The sequence below is a fragment of the Mycobacterium florentinum genome, from assembly GCF_010730355.1.
Taxonomy (GTDB): domain Bacteria; phylum Actinomycetota; class Actinomycetes; order Mycobacteriales; family Mycobacteriaceae; genus Mycobacterium; species Mycobacterium florentinum.
The window spans coordinates 5,925,906-5,939,761 of the sequence record NZ_AP022576.1 but is presented as its reverse complement, the minus strand read 5'-3'; the positions used below and the strand labels follow the sequence as shown (position 1 = coordinate 5,939,761).

Below are 13,856 nucleotides of genomic sequence, written 5' to 3'. Positions count from 1 at the left end.
CCTTCGAATGTCAGGACAGGACTTGGCCCGCGAGCAACCGTTCGGCGGCCCGCTGACCCGAGATCGTCGCCGATTCCAAGTTCTGGAATGCCTGGGAGTCGCCGGCCAGCTGTATTCGCCGATCCTGCTCGCAGAGTTGGCGGAACCGTCCCAGGTCGCGGTAGAAGCCAACGGTCGTGTATTCCTCGCGCCAACGATGCACATCAGCGAACTCGACGTGTTCCGTGGTGCCGGGCAGGATCTGATCCAGTGCGCCGAGCAGGGCTGAACGTATCTGGCTGTCGTCGTCCGCCCAGTGTTCTTCGCTCCACGAGTCCAGTGCCGCGATGGTGAGTAGGCCTTTTCCTGCCGGGGCGCGGCCCGGCGCTTTGTGATGGTCCAACATGATTCCGGTGAGGAAGGGGTGGCTTGCTCGCGGCACGAGAAGGTAAGTCGACTTCACGCCCCGCGGGCTTTGCGACAGACCGACCTTGAGCAGGATCAGCTTGCCGTTGCGCACCCGGCCGAGGAATGAGCGCCGCCAACTGTCCAGCCCGGGCAGGATCCGCGCAGTCGTTTCCCCCGGGGTCGCGATCACGCACGCGGCCGCGTCTTCGACGCGTTCGACGCCACCCTGATCTTTCCAGGTGACGGTGACGGCACTTCCGGTGTCCTCGACCGAGGTAACCTCCGCGCCCACTTCGGTTTTCACGTCGCGGGCCAGCCGGTCTGTGTAGGAACCCATGCCGTCGCGGAAGCTGACCAGCTTGGCGCCGCCGAACAGCGCCAGGATCGCCAGGAAATCTCCCCGCGACGCCGTGTCGCCACTGGTAGCGGCGATACCGCGGAGCACGGTCTCGGCCAGATACTCCTGCAGTTCGGGACTCAGCCGCGATTGCGACCACGCCGACACCGTCTGGGTGTCATACGGTCCCACCTCCGGCATTCGCGCATAGCCGGCTCGGCGCGCGCGAATCAACTCTGGTAGGACCTTGACGGCCTCCGCTTTCGCCCGCAGGGACAGCACCCGAGTCCGGGCCAGCGAGGTCAACAGGTGATTGCCATCCAGGTCGTGGATGATCCCGTCGCGCAGGATCCCGAGGATGAACCCACCGGGGACAATCTCGTCGGCCATGCCGATCTCGGCGGCGGTCGCCAGCAGCGTCCGGTGTGTAGTCGGCAGGAAGAACGCGCCCTCGTCGAGGATGTAACCGTCCCGGTGCGAGGTGAGCATCTTTCCGCCCACGCGGTCGGTGGACTCCAGCACCCGGACGGCGGCGCCGGCCCGGGATAATCGTTGTGCCGCAGCCAAACCCGAGGGTCCACCACCGACGACAATGACGTCATCCGTCATCGCGGCCTACCGCTTGAACGCGTCGATGATCTGCAGGTAGCAGTCCTCGGATTCCTCGGCGGTAAACGGAGGAACGTAGGACGTGTGCAGGGCCAGATGCGGTAAACCCTGGTAGTTGTCCAGTTTCTGGCGGCACTCTTCCGGAGTGCCGGTGATGGAGAACAGCTCGACGAGTTCTTCGGGCGTGTCCTCGAACGCCGCCAGCCCCTTCTGCATCATCGACACCCGCAGTTCGTTGACCAGGTCCTGCACGCCCTCGATTTCGGCGACCACGTCGGAGACCGGGTGGGCGATGTAGAACCCGACGTGCTTCTTGGCACGTGCCAGCGCGACGTCACGGTCGGGGTGAACGCAACAGATGACCTCGCAGGCCAGATCAAGGCCGTCCGGATCCCGGCCGGCCGAGCGCGCGCCCTCGGCGATGTTGGGAAGCACAATCTGCTCGAAAAACTTTGGTGTCCAGAGGTATCCGACCCACCCATCCGCCTTGGCTCCGCACAATTTCAACATCTGCGGCCGCATGCCGGCGACGAGAATCGGAATCTGCGGGCGCACCATCTCGCGCAGCCCCCAGGGATTGATCGGTGGGGCGGTGAACCGATAGTACGAGCCGTCGAACGGCTTGACTTCCTCCCCGGCGAGATATGCCCAAGAGCGGCGCAACACGTCGACGTATTCACTCAACCGCTTGATCGGCTTGTTGAAGTCGGTGGAGTGAAAGGATTCCAGAAACTCCGGAACCCCGGTGCCGAGGCCGAATTTCATCCGGCCGCCGGATAGCTCGTCGACATCGGCCGCCGCGTTCGCCGCCTCGAACGGCGAACGGTTGAAAGCGGTCGCCAACCCGGAGCACAGCTCGATGTTGGAGGTGGCCAACGCCGACGTGCACAACATCGCAAACGGGTTGCGGTACACCTCATAGGTCCACACCGAATCCAGCCCCGCCTCGTCGGCCATCCGCGCGTATTCCGGTATGCGCGACAGCGATGCCGTCCGACTGGGCATTGTGATTCCAAGTTTCAAGTCCCTACCCCTTTCAGGTTGAACTGCTGACGGTTTCGTACAACGCGGGCATCACGACCCGCGCGAAGCATTCCTGGTTGGCCGCCGCGACGTCCGGAGCCAGGTTCCCGAACGCCGATACGACGATCAGGCCCCCGGCGTCGGTGCGACGCACGATCTCGCGCGTCTTCTCGACGACTTCCTCGGGCGTCCCCCACGGCTGCAGCTCGGCCAGGAAATGCGCGAACTGCTCACGCCCGTGTTTGGCGATCGTGCGGGCGATGTTGCCGTAGTACTCATAACCCGGGATCTCGGCCATCGCCTCGTCGGCGAACCCATAGTGCTCGATCGTCGAACGGTAGTAGGCCACCACCTGTTCGAACAGCTGGGCGGCGACGTCTGGATCCTCGTGGCAGGCGTTGAAAATCACCACCATCGGCTTGGGCGGATCGGTGCCCCGGTAACGCCGGTAGTGGTCGCCGTACCGCTGCAGGTCACCGATGGTTTGCTCCCAGGGCTTCTGCAGAAAAATCATGATCCCGGCGCCAAGACGCGCCATCACCTCGGCGGACTCCGGCGAGATCGACGACGCGAACACACGCCCGCGCAACGGCGCCAACGGCGCCGGCCTCAGGTCAACACCCCGCAGGCGTCCGGTTTCGAACGCGTCCAGCAGCTCGGCGGCGTACTGATCGAAAAGCTGTCGGGAGCGGCCCATCTCGACGCCGAACCCGTCGAACTCCTGGCGGGCCAAACCTCGCCCCATGCCGAGGATCAGTCGTCCGCCGGACAAGTGGTCGAGCACGCACGCGTGTTCGGCCAATCGGACCGGGTCGTGCCACGGCAACACCGACACCATCGTGCCGAGCTGCACGCGCTGGGTGCGGGCCGCGACCCAGGTCAAGAACTGCAGCGGGTCGGTCGACATCGAATAGTCCGCGAAATGATGCTCGACCGCCCAGACCGAATCGAAGCCGAGCTGTTCGGCGCGGTCGGCGAGCATCATCTCTGTTCGCCAGACTTCGTGGTCGGATCGCCCGTCGAGGTTCTGAAAGAAGTGCCCATGCCCGATGCGCATCGGATACCTCAGCGCTCCGAGTTCTGAACGAACGTGTACATCGCGCGATTCAGAACCATACCAGGCAGCATATCAGTGTGGCGTTCTGATGTGAACGGTCGTTGACATAACGAGCGTTCACAGGCCGGGCTCACGGTGGCGCGGTTTTGAGACCGGTGATCAGGTACCGCAGCCCAACCTCGAACGAGGACGGCGACCCGCCCCGTCCGCGTCTCGTTTCGATCATGACCGCGCCAAGCAGGTAGTTGAAGACGACGCTGATTCCGTCGGTCGCCTGGCGCTCGTCATAGCCGCCACCGCGCAGGATGTCGAGGAGGCTTTCGCGCGCTTCCGCAACCCAGTCGCCCGTAAGTGGCTGCGAGACCAGGATCTCCGCGATACCGGGACGGCTGATGAGGATCCGGTGCAAGCCCAGGATGGCGTCGAAGAGCACGGTGTCCCAGTCGTCGGCAGTGGTTTGAGAACTGGACGGGACGGCGATGGTGCGCGCGACAAGTGCTTCGAGGAGCGCGTCTTTGGAGGCGAAATAGCCATACAGGGTCATGTGGCTGACGCCGAGTTCGGCGCTGAGGCGGCGGAAACTGACGGCGTCGAGGCCATCGGCGTCGAGGATCGCCAGCGCGACGTCGAGCACATGCTCGACGTCCAGGAGTGCACGGCGCCCAGGCCGATTGCCGTTGGTCATCGCCCCAAAAGGTAGAACATCGCGGTTGACATCAAATATTTACGGTGTAAATATTACGGCGTTAGGTTCAACCTCGGCAAGGGACACCGTGAGACTTGGCTTGCTACTCCCCACGATGCAATCGGTGGACGTCAATCGCGCCGCCCTGAATGCCGCGGAGCAAGTGGGGGTCGACGACGTCTGGGTGCTCGACCACATGATGGGCCTCACCCATCCGGCAATCTGGCCGTTGTTTCCTGCCGCGCAGGCACTTCCCGACCCCGATGCCTTGCTGGACCCCTTTTGCGTCGCGGCGGCTCTGGGCCCCACGACCGAGCTGCCACTTGGCACGTGCGTCACCGATGCCACCCGACGGCGCGGAGGCGATCTCGCGCGCGCCGCACTCACGCTGCATGATGCCTGCCGGGGCGGCTTCGTCCTGGGTCTGGGGTCGGGCGAGGCGGAATCGATCGTCCCCTTCGGGTATGACTACGACTCCCCCGTCGGCAATGTGGAGCGGGCACTGCAAGAAATCCGATCGATGCTTGACCACGGTCGCATGCCCAAAGGTGTTGGCCGCACCGGACTTCCGCGCGATGGTAACAAGGGCATCCCGCAGGTTTGGGTTGCCGCACAACATCCGCGGATGCTGCGGCTGACCGGTACCTACGCCGACGGCTGGCTGCCGTTGCCCAGCAGCGTGGACCGCTACCGCGAGCAGTTCGCGATCATCAAAGCCGCCGCCGCGAGCGCGGGCCGACCCACGCCAGTGGCCTCGCTGGTACCCGCGACGATTCTCGGAGAATCACGCGAGCAGGTTGTGCAAACCCTGGAACGGCTGCCCGTCGCCCGCTTGATCGCCTACTACCTGCCCGCCGCAACCTGGCGGACGTACGGCCTCGAGCATCCGGGTGGGCCGGACTGTCGTGGCCAGGCCGACATCATCCCGCACACGATCGAGGCCGAACGTCTCGCCGAGATCGCCGAGACGATCCCCGTCGAGCTCGTCGAGGAACTCGCCTGGCTTGGCAATGCCGACGAGATCGCCGAGCGGATCGCTCCCTATGCCGAGGCCGGAGCCACCCACCTGCTGCTGGGCGATGTCACCGGAACCACCTACGCACCCCAGCAGGCAGCGCTAGTGATCGGCGAACAGCTCCCGCGACTACGGACTCTGCTGCAGCAACTGTGACGACGAGAGAAAGACGACGATGACAATCGACACCGAACGCGAAATCACGCCAGAAGACGACTCATTTCGCTATCACGCGCGGCCGTCCGACCCGTTCTGGAACGAGTCGGGCCTGTTCGGGTTCATGATTCCCGAGCGCAAGATCGACGGCTATTTCTACGTCTGGCACCGGCCGAACATGAATCTGACATCGGCGGGCGTCGCGTTGTGGGACGACAACGGCACGGAGACACACAACTGCCTCTACTCGGAATGGTTCCACTTCAACCCGATGGCTCCCGACACCGACATGTTCGATTTCGAGCTGGGTAATGGCATGCGCTGCAAGACCATTGAGCCGATCAAGCAGTACCACCTGGGCTATTCCAGCGACACCTATTCGCTCGATCTGCTCTGGACGGGCGCCTACCCGCCGCCGAACCTGCATTACTCCGGTGAGCACGGCTTCGACATCTACGGCGGGGTCCACTACGAACAACTTGGCACCGTGACGGGCACGATCTCCGTGCACGGCGAGACGATCCCGGTGGACTGCCACCACTTCCGGGACCACTCGCGGGGACTGCGGCCCGGCCCGGCGCACAACCTTCCCGGCGGCGGGTTCGACTTCGCCTGGGCATCGGACCGCACCTCGTTCGCGGTGACGTCGGCGCGGCCCGACCCCAAAGCACCGGTGACGGCCCGGTCCATCGATCAAGTGAGTTACGGCCACATGACCAAGGACGGAGTCATGGCGCATGTCGTCGGTGGCACGCGGGCTGTCCTGGACCGCGAGCTGGACGGCCGGCCTCGCCGCGTCGCCCTCCACTTGATTGACGACCGCGGCCGCGAGCTCCACGCGGAGTCGACAGTCCAGAACTGCCTGAAGTGGCACAGCATCTGGCATATGCAGTGGTGCCTTGCCAATTGGGACGTCGACGGCGAACCGGGCTGGGGCGAGAACCAGGACTGGTTCGACATCGACGTGATCCGTGCCCACCAGCGCCAGGCGTTGCACGCCGGACGTCCGTGACATGAGACGAAGGTTGCTCACGATGACGGTGTCCAGTCCCGACGAGCTCACCCCCGAGTGGTTTACCCGAGCACTCGGCTCCCCGGGCCCGACGGTGACCGCCGCCCGGATCGACCAGGTGGGCGGCGGCGCGATGTGCCGCATGGTGCGCGCGACGTTGATCTGGGACGACGCGAACGGCTCGCCCGAGTCGGTGATCGTGAAGTTCCCGACGTCGGATGCGGGCACGCGCGCCCTGGCCGAGGCGATGCGGATGTACGAACTCGAGGTGCGCTTCTACCGTGATCTGCTCCCCCACTTGTCCGATTTAGGCACTCCCACTTGCTATTTCGCCGAGCTTGATGAAGTGACCGGCGCATTCACCCTTGTTCTCGAAGACCTCAGCGAGCGCACGCGCCCGGGTGATGTCCTCGAGGAGAGCACCAGCGGCGAGTGCAGCGCGGTCTTGGCCGAACTCGCCCGTCTCCAGGGCGCCTCGTGGAACTCGCCGATCACCGCGGCCATGCCCTGGCTCGCCGATCATCAACGGACAGTGCAGGTTTTCGACTCGATGCCCGCCGGGCTCGATCCGTGGCTTGCCCGCTTCGGGCACGCACTCGAACCTCCCCAGGTCGCTCTGTTCGAGACCGTCATTCCGCAGGCGGGCAAATGGATCAGATCGTGGGACGGCCCGTCGGTCGTTCAGCACGGCGACCTCCGAACAGACAACATCCTCTTTAGTCTCGACCCCGTCCCGCGTGCCACGCTTCTCGACTTCCAGACCGTGCGCCTCGGCCCTCCGGGAATGGACCCGGCATACTTCCTTGGCTCCTCACTCTCGACGAAGGCACGCCGGCGCGCTGAGCGCGCACTGCTCGCAGAGTTCCACGAACGTCTGATGTCCACCGGCGTCGCGGGCTACGACTTCGATGACTGCTTTCGCGCCTACCGCGAAGGCGCACTGTATGCCGTCTATCTCTTCTGCGGCCTGTCCAGCCAGGTCGCGTCTTCGGAACGCGTCGACCGCGTCATCGCAGACCAGACCCGCCGGTACGCGGATATGGCACTGGACCTGGAGGCTGCGCAGCTCGCCGGCCTGATGTGATCCGAGTGCAGGCGTTCACAGCCTGGGCTTGCCGAGCAGCGTACGCGGCTCGTGGAAATAGACGTTGATCTCCACGACCTTGCCGTCGCGAATCAGCGACTCCTCGGCGAGCAGAATCTGTTCACCCGTGGCGATGTCGGGCATCTCGATGATGCCGATGGCTCGATCGTCTTCCGCGACCATTCGAATGACCCGCATCTGTGAGACATCGAGCACCTGGGTGACCTTGCCGATCAGGCTCTTGAAGCCTTCGTGACCCCGGTAGGTGTCACCGTACGGCAGGAATGGCGGCTCGTTGACAACGAGATCCTCACTCAGACACGCGAACACATCGTCGTAGTCGGCTTTGGCTGCCGAGTCGTACATCCGCGTCATCAGGTCGCGGCTGGTGGTCGTTACGGTCATCGAAACCTCCTGTCCTCATAGCGGCTATCGCGTCCAACGGTTATGGGCGAAGTCCATTCACCACAAACTGGGCACATTCGTCTGCGGCGTGCGGCCCGACGGTGCCGTCGTTCTGGTAGGCCCATCTGGCCATGGCGACCACGGCCTCTACCGCGATCCCCGGATCGAGGGGACGAAACAGCCCCTGTGCGATGCCCTCCTCGACAATCTCGCAGACCCTGGCGCGAAACCGATGCTGTCGCTCGTGGACGGTCGCCGCCATGTCGGGTGGCAACAGTTGGTCCAGCCAGCGCAGTTCCTGGAAGTACACGGCCGTCTCATCCCTGCGGTGCACGGCAGCCGTCACGGCAACGCGCACCACTTGGGCCAGCGCCTCATCGGGTTTCCCGGTTACCGTGTCGAGCCCGGAGAAGAACCCGTCGAGCGCTTCGGAGTAGATGGCGAACAGCACGGCCGCCTTGCCGCGGAAATAGTAGTTGGTGGTCGCATGGTTGAGACCCGCCTCGGCGCCAATATCGCGGATAGTGGTCGATGAGTATCCACGTTCGCTGAACAGTTTGGCCGCGGCATCGAGGATTTCGCGCTCGCGCCGGGCCGTGCGGTCGAGTCCGGTTGTCGTCATGAATCGCATCCTCGCCGGCGCACCGACAGCGCCCTGGCGCGCAGCGACTCCTGCCGCTGCGCGGGTGTGACAGCCGCCGTGTCGGCTGGCAGGTGGTCCCGCAGCGCCGCCAGTGCAACCGTTCGCAATGTCGGCGCCGATGTCGTCTTAGCGCGAAAGTACCGCGCGGCAATCAGACCGACCGAATGACCCGCCGTGTCCAGCCAGTTCGGTACACCGGGATCTGTGTGGGCAATGACCGCACGGAACACCCCGTCGGAATCGAGCATCGCCTGGTGGCCGTTGATCGACGTCTGACGCAGGTGCCAGTCGTGCGCCTCCCAGAAGTGACTCACCAACTCGATCCCCCAGTATGGCGCTTCGGGAGGTGGCATTTCGACGATCACCGCCTGGTCGGGTGCGCAGGTGTAATGGCCTCTGCCGTACAGCAAATCGGCCCAACCGAAATCGATCGGAACGAATTCCAACGTGTTTGCCGGGGCGTTGTAATGGCCCTCGACAGCGTGCCTGCATGCCCTGGGTACGTTCTGTATCCACGCCTTGAGCAGTTCCATACCCTCGGCAACGTTGGCCGGTGACACCGGCGCGGGCGGATACTGCGCGCCAACACGCTCGATCACCAGGTTGGCGGGCTCCTCGGTGAGCCAGTCGTAATAGTACTGCCGAATGACGATGCAGCCCTTGCCATCTGGCAACTGCAGCCAGTTGCCGTGCTGCCGGGTGTCGCTGATGATCAGTTCGAATTCACCATCGGGCCCGAACTCAAAATCGCTGCTGCGGTCCAGTAGCTTCCAGTCGCCCAGATGGGCCATATGACCGCTGCGGGTCTCCACGTCGAACACCCGGGAGGTGCCGCGCTTGCCCGAGATGCGATAAGTCCGGCCCGCTTCGACCGCCGCCCAGTGATAGCAGCAATCTGCGGCAGGTAGACCGAATTGGATTGTCGGCGAGAGAAATTTGATCAGTTGCGGAAAGTCGGCGTCCCAGGCCTCCATAGTCATGGGGATTCCGCCCGCAATGATGCGGGTGAGATAGCGGATACCCTCGGCCTGCACAGCATCGTCCGCGATCCGCGGGTCGTCGTAGACGATCGCCCCGGCGCGTCCCGCTGTGTCGATGAACTCGGCCCACAGTGATCCGTCGCCGATCATCTCGACGTTCATGTGGCCAGTCCCGCCGACGTCTTCGAGCGCGCTTCCGGAAAACGTTGCAGGTATTCGGCGAACTCGGCATAGATGCGTTCATCGGTGAGTCCGAACTGCTCAGCCGTGTAGTTGTGCCCCCCGAAATGTCCTTCGGGGCGGCGCTTTTCGTACTCGGCAAAGGCCGCGGCCGCCTCAGGCGTGATTTCGCGGCCGGCTCGCGCGTACACCTCGGCGATCACCGAGATAGCGTCGTCGCGGATCCGCTCGTAGCTGACATCGATGATCCGCACGGGATCGACCGTGTCGCGATCGGCGACGTTGCGCCGCATCTGCGCCGCCCAGTATTCCAGCGTGTCGATACCCACCTGATGCGGGTCGACGTCATCACTGCCCATCCGGCGCCCGGCCTCCAGCAGACTGGCGAACGACGGGATGATCACCCGCGGATCTCGATGGCAGTGCACCACCGTCGCGTCCGGGAACGTCTTGAGCAACAACGGGATATGACCGAGGTGAGCCGGCGATTTCAGGATCCAGGGCCTGCCCCGGCCACCATCATCCTGCCATTGCAGATACTGCAGCATCTCCTTGATGAAGGCATACATCGGCTCGGGCGACCGCGTGTTGACGAACTCACGGAAGGACGGAACGCGGGTTCGCAACGAGGAGACCACGGACTGGAACGTCATCTCCATCAGCAGCAGTTCTTCGTCGGGCTCGCACGCCTCAGTCGGGTGGCGCGCCATGAAGTCCGGAAACTGGTTCGCCAGTTGATGTTCCACGCCCAGCGCGTAATTGATCCTGGGCTGCGGAGCACCCGGCTGCTCGCCGGGGAAGGGAGCGGGATTCAGCAGCCGCCATACGTCGAGGCGCTGCACGCCCGGGTCAGCGGCCATCATCCGCTGCAGCTTCGAGGTGCCCGTGCGCGGCAGGCCCGTCACGACTATCGGTGCGACGATGCGCTCGTCGTGAATTTCGGGATGCTTGCCCATATCGCGCTGGTAGCGCAGCCGATTGGTGAGCATCCGCACAATGTCGCCCGCGGTAAGCATGTGTCCGATCCGACTCAAACCCGCTTCGGTGCGCAGCGCATCCGCGAACACCGTAAGGCCTTCGACGAACGACCGGTCACCAAAATCCGTCAGGCCGGTCTCCATCGTCGCGGCGTCCAGTAGATCCTCGGCGAACAGCGGCGGCGCCGGAGGCCGTGGCCCAAAGTTGGGCACGGCACCGATCGATTGCCCACCGTCACAAGCGATATCGGCGCCGTGCACATACGACGCGTCGTCCGAGCACAGAAAGAGCATCGTCTTCGCCAGTTCGTCACTGGTGCCGAGGCGGCCCAGCGGACACCACAGGTAACGCATCTGCGGATCGTCGAGCAGCGGTTTGAACAACGGCATCAGCTCGGCGACACCTGGGGATTCGAATCCACCCGCGATTAGGGCGTTCACCCGGATGTTGAAGGCGCCGTAGCTGACCGCGAGACTCTTGGTGAGTGCGGAGATGCCGCCCTTGGAGGCGCTGTAGTGGTGCGAGTTCGGGTACCCCTGACTGGCCGCCGTGGAGGCGACGTTCAGGATCGCGCCACCGGCCTGCTCACGCATCAACGGCAACACCCGCCGGCACATCAGGAACACCGAACGCAAATTTACGTCGAGCACCTCGTCCCAGTCGTCCTCCCGGATCTCGAGCGTGGTCCCCATCGACCCGGCGCCGGTCTCGCGGCGGCTATTCAGCACACCCGCGTTGTTGACGACGATGTCGATACGGCCATAGCGCTCGACGGCGGTGCGCACGATGCGATCTACGTCCTCGCCCCGGCTTACGTCCCCCGCCACCCAGCTGGCTACGCCCCCGTCGACCTCAATCAATCGCATCGTCTCGGCGCCGGTCGATTCGGTGCGGCCGCAGCCGACGACGGCCGCGCCCTCACGGGCGAAGAGGACAGCCGCGGATCGGCCCAGGCCCGTCCCCGCACCGGTGATGACTGCGACCTTGCCGGCCAATCGGTTCATTTCGGGCGTCCTCCTGAACGTCGGTTGCTATTTTTCAACCACGTGACTAAGTCGCTTGGTTGAACAAGCTAGTGATCGCGATTACAGAAGGCAAGGGCTGCGATGGACTCCGAGCATCGACTTCTGATCTACGGCGCCACGGGAGCGGTGGGGCGTCGCCTCGCCGAAATCGCGGCGTCACATGGAATGCCCGTCGTGCTGGCAGGACGCAGGCGTGCCGAGCTCGAGGCGCTCGCCGCACCGCTGGATGCGGAGGTACGCGCCGCCCCGCTGGATCAGGTCAGCTCCGTTTTCAAGGGCATCAGTGTCGTCGCGTCATGCGTTGGTCCCTATACCCACTTCGGGGTGCCAGTGCTGGAGGCCGCACTCTCGGCCGGCGTGCACTATCTCGACTTGACGGGCGAACCACGCTATGTGGCAACACTTCTGGACCGCTACGACCAGCAAGCACGCTCTGCCGGGGTAACCATCGTGCCGTCGGCGGGCCTCGGCTTGTGCTCGGGGCTGGCGGCGAAGTCGGCGGTGGCCGCCCTGGACGAGCCGGTCACTGACATCACTGTCGGCTACTTGCCGTGGGGTATGCGCCCCAGCAGGGGCACGATCCAGTCGACGATCGAGATCGTCACCGGCGGCGCCCCCGTCATCGACAAGGGCATGCGGCGTTTCGTGATACCCGGCGGCACCCACCGCACTCCGCTCGGACTTGGCACGCGATTCCCGTTGACCGATCCACTGACGATGTCGACGGTGTGGCCGCAGGCCAGCATCGACAGTTTCCTGCTGACTCCGGCAGCGCCCGCGTTGGCATGCCTGCTGGCCGGCATCGGGTTGGCAGCCCGCTCGGCATCCGCGATGCGCGCGATCCGCGCAGTCGAGCATCGCGTTGGCAGACCGGTTCGGCCGGGCGGCGAGTTCGGAATCGCGGTTGCCGCATCCGATGGGCACACGTCTGCGGTTGCGCGGGTCGACGTCGACGACACCTACGAATTGACCAGCCAGGCCGCGTTCGCGGTTGCCAACCGGTTGTGTGACGGCTACGGCGCACCCGGAGTCGGTATGTCGGCGGCCGTGGTGGGAGACCCCGCCGAGGTGGCCGCGCGCCTTGGTGTAGGCCTGCGCCAGCCCGTAGGCGGCGCGACCGGCTCCCGCGATTGACCCGAACCAGCCTCAGCGAGCGTTCGTTCTCCTATATTCCTGTTATGGGTTCCGGCCGTCCCTACTGGGACTTTCCGCGTGGACTCGGCCCGATGCGGGTGCTGCTGGAGGTCGGCGGCGAGTGGGGCGTTCCGGCGCGGGTGTGCCTTGACGGCACCGGACTGTCGCTGAGCGACATCGATCGCACCGATCTTCTCATCGAAGCAGAACAGGCCATTCGGGCCGCCCGCAATCTCGCCGAGGCGACCGGCGATCCGCCCGGTCTGGGCGCCGCAGTGGGTGTACGCCTGCGGCTCAGCTCGCTGGGCGCGTGGGGCCTGCTGCTGTCGTCGTGCCGGACCATCGCGGACGTCATCCGGGTGGGGCCTCGTTACTACGAACTGTCCGAGAACTTCCTGCGACCGTCGCTCGAATACCGGTGCGACTCAGTGGTTCTTCTGTATGCGGATGACGAAGTCCCCGAAGATATCCGCGCGTTCGTAATCGAACGAGATCTCGCCTACAACGTCACCTCGGTGCAGGCATTGGTGGGAGCGTCGACACCGCTGCACATCACGGCCCGGCTACCGGCCGAGCGCACCGCCGCCCTGGCCGCGCTGCTGCCCGGGTTCGATATCGAGTCCCAAAGTTCTTGCAATGCAATATATCTGCCGACTTGGGTGCTGCAACAACCCCTGATCAGCGCGGACGAGGACACCCATCGGCGTTGCCTGGCGCACTGCGACGAACTTATTGAGACGTTGCACAACCGGGACAGTGTCGCCGACCGGGTTCGGGCCGTGCTGCAGCGGTCGGCTACCCCGCTGCTCGGACTCGACGAAGTGGCCCGCGAGTTCCATATCGATGCACGCACCCTGCGCCGGTGGCTGGTCGAGGAGGAGACGTCCTACCGGGCGCTGGCCGACGAGGTGTGCGCGCGCCGCGCAATCGAATTGCTCGAGGCGCCGGGCGGCACGGTGCGTCACGCAGCTCGCAACCTCGGCTACGCCAGCGTGGCGAGCTTCACCCGCGCGTTTCGCCGCTGGACGGGTATGACACCCGCCGCGTGGACGCGAGAGCATACCGATGTTGCGCCTGTCCGAATCGGTCAAAGGAGTGTCCGGACAAGGTAATCCAAGCACCCATAAACTCCTGGACAGCGCAAGA

Annotated in this window: 13 protein-coding genes; 5 read left to right on the top strand and 8 right to left on the bottom strand. The window is 64.7% G+C overall.

Annotated features, from left to right (window positions below):
* Positions 1-10 precede the first annotated feature (10 nt).
* The 4 genes from G6N55_RS28050 to G6N55_RS28035 form a co-directional block, all read right to left on the bottom strand.
* Positions 11-1,333 (bottom strand): protoporphyrinogen/coproporphyrinogen oxidase, encoded by a 1,323-nt coding sequence (locus tag G6N55_RS28050; protein ID WP_085221528.1) that lies wholly within the window; start codon positions 1,331-1,333, stop codon positions 11-13.
* Positions 1,334-1,339: 6 nt separating this feature from the next.
* Positions 1,340-2,338 carry an LLM class flavin-dependent oxidoreductase gene (locus tag G6N55_RS28045; RefSeq protein WP_085221527.1) on the bottom strand — a complete coding sequence of 333 codons (999 nt, stop codon included), beginning with the start codon at positions 2,336-2,338 and terminating at the stop codon, positions 1,340-1,342.
* 31 nt (positions 2,339-2,369) lie between these two features.
* The gene (locus G6N55_RS28040) at positions 2,370-3,413 is read right to left on the bottom strand and encodes an LLM class flavin-dependent oxidoreductase (RefSeq protein ID WP_085221526.1); all 1,044 of its coding nucleotides are present in this window, start codon (positions 3,411-3,413) and stop codon (positions 2,370-2,372) included.
* Between the two features lie 130 nt (positions 3,414-3,543).
* Positions 3,544-4,098, bottom strand: a complete 555-nt coding sequence (locus G6N55_RS28035; protein ID WP_085221525.1) for a TetR/AcrR family transcriptional regulator — start codon at positions 4,096-4,098, stop codon at positions 3,544-3,546.
* Between the two features lie 124 nt (positions 4,099-4,222).
* Between G6N55_RS28035 and G6N55_RS28030 the strand changes: the two genes are divergently transcribed.
* Genes G6N55_RS28030 through G6N55_RS28020 form a run of 3 tightly spaced genes read left to right on the top strand, consistent with a single transcriptional unit; the run spans position 4,223 to position 7,365 of the window.
* The gene (locus G6N55_RS28030; RefSeq protein ID WP_163667614.1) at positions 4,223-5,269 is read left to right on the top strand and encodes an LLM class flavin-dependent oxidoreductase; all 1,047 of its coding nucleotides are present in this window, start codon (positions 4,223-4,225) and stop codon (positions 5,267-5,269) included.
* Between the two features lie 19 nt (positions 5,270-5,288).
* Complete coding sequence (locus G6N55_RS28025) at positions 5,289-6,281, top strand: DUF7065 domain-containing protein (protein WP_085221524.1); 993 nt, start codon at positions 5,289-5,291, stop codon at positions 6,279-6,281.
* Between the two features lie 22 nt (positions 6,282-6,303).
* Complete coding sequence (locus G6N55_RS28020; protein WP_085221717.1) at positions 6,304-7,365, top strand: phosphotransferase; 1,062 nt, start codon at positions 6,304-6,306, stop codon at positions 7,363-7,365.
* A 15-nt stretch (positions 7,366-7,380) separates the two neighbouring features.
* Here G6N55_RS28020 and G6N55_RS28015 read toward each other — a convergent pair whose 3' ends face one another.
* The 4 genes from G6N55_RS28015 to G6N55_RS28000 form a co-directional block, all read right to left on the bottom strand.
* Entirely contained in the window at positions 7,381-7,770 is a 390-nt protein-coding gene (locus tag G6N55_RS28015) for a nuclear transport factor 2 family protein (RefSeq protein WP_085221523.1), read from the bottom strand.
* Positions 7,771-7,810: 40 nt separating this feature from the next.
* Positions 7,811-8,392 carry a TetR/AcrR family transcriptional regulator gene (locus G6N55_RS28010; RefSeq protein ID WP_163667610.1) on the bottom strand — a complete coding sequence of 194 codons (582 nt, stop codon included), beginning with the start codon at positions 8,390-8,392 and terminating at the stop codon, positions 7,811-7,813.
* On the bottom strand, positions 8,389-9,447 hold the full coding sequence (locus tag G6N55_RS28005; protein ID WP_163667606.1) for a DUF1214 domain-containing protein: 1,059 nt from the start codon (positions 9,445-9,447) through the stop codon (positions 8,389-8,391). The genes G6N55_RS28010 and G6N55_RS28005 overlap by 4 nt, the downstream gene beginning before the upstream one ends.
* 104 nt (positions 9,448-9,551) lie before the next feature.
* Positions 9,552-11,555 carry an SDR family oxidoreductase gene (locus tag G6N55_RS28000; RefSeq protein WP_085221520.1) on the bottom strand — a complete coding sequence of 668 codons (2,004 nt, stop codon included), beginning with the start codon at positions 11,553-11,555 and terminating at the stop codon, positions 9,552-9,554.
* Between the two features lie 102 nt (positions 11,556-11,657).
* On the opposite strand from G6N55_RS28000, the gene G6N55_RS27995 reads away from it, so the two are divergent.
* Both G6N55_RS27995 and G6N55_RS27990 read left to right on the top strand, forming a co-directional pair.
* Positions 11,658-12,710: a saccharopine dehydrogenase NADP-binding domain-containing protein gene (locus tag G6N55_RS27995; protein ID WP_085221519.1), complete on the top strand. Its 1,053-nt coding sequence runs from the start codon at positions 11,658-11,660 to the stop codon at positions 12,708-12,710.
* Positions 12,711-12,754: 44 nt separating this feature from the next.
* Entirely contained in the window at positions 12,755-13,822 is a 1,068-nt protein-coding gene (locus G6N55_RS27990) for an AraC family transcriptional regulator (RefSeq protein WP_085221518.1), read from the top strand.
* The last annotated feature ends 34 nt before the right edge of the window (positions 13,823-13,856 follow it).

Coding starts and splice junctions, on each gene's coding strand:
- G6N55_RS28050 (WP_085221528.1), bottom strand. CDS start 1,333: ATGACGGATGACGTCATTGTCGTCGGTGGTGGACCCTCGGGTTTGGCT.
- G6N55_RS28045 (WP_085221527.1), bottom strand. CDS start 2,338: ATGCCCAGTCGGACGGCATCGCTGTCGCGCATACCGGAATACGCGCGG.
- G6N55_RS28040 (WP_085221526.1), bottom strand. CDS start 3,413: ATGCGCATCGGGCATGGGCACTTCTTTCAGAACCTCGACGGGCGATCC.
- G6N55_RS28035 (WP_085221525.1), bottom strand. CDS start 4,098: ATGACCAACGGCAATCGGCCTGGGCGCCGTGCACTCCTGGACGTCGAG.
- G6N55_RS28025 (WP_085221524.1), top strand. CDS start 5,289: ATGACAATCGACACCGAACGCGAAATCACGCCAGAAGACGACTCATTT.
- G6N55_RS28020 (WP_085221717.1), top strand. CDS start 6,304: ATGACGGTGTCCAGTCCCGACGAGCTCACCCCCGAGTGGTTTACCCGA.
- G6N55_RS28015 (WP_085221523.1), bottom strand. CDS start 7,770: ATGACCGTAACGACCACCAGCCGCGACCTGATGACGCGGATGTACGAC.
- G6N55_RS28010 (WP_163667610.1), bottom strand. CDS start 8,392: ATGACGACAACCGGACTCGACCGCACGGCCCGGCGCGAGCGCGAAATC.
- G6N55_RS28000 (WP_085221520.1), bottom strand. CDS start 11,555: ATGAACCGATTGGCCGGCAAGGTCGCAGTCATCACCGGTGCGGGGACG.
- G6N55_RS27995 (WP_085221519.1), top strand. CDS start 11,658: ATGGACTCCGAGCATCGACTTCTGATCTACGGCGCCACGGGAGCGGTG.
- G6N55_RS27990 (WP_085221518.1), top strand. CDS start 12,755: ATGGGTTCCGGCCGTCCCTACTGGGACTTTCCGCGTGGACTCGGCCCG.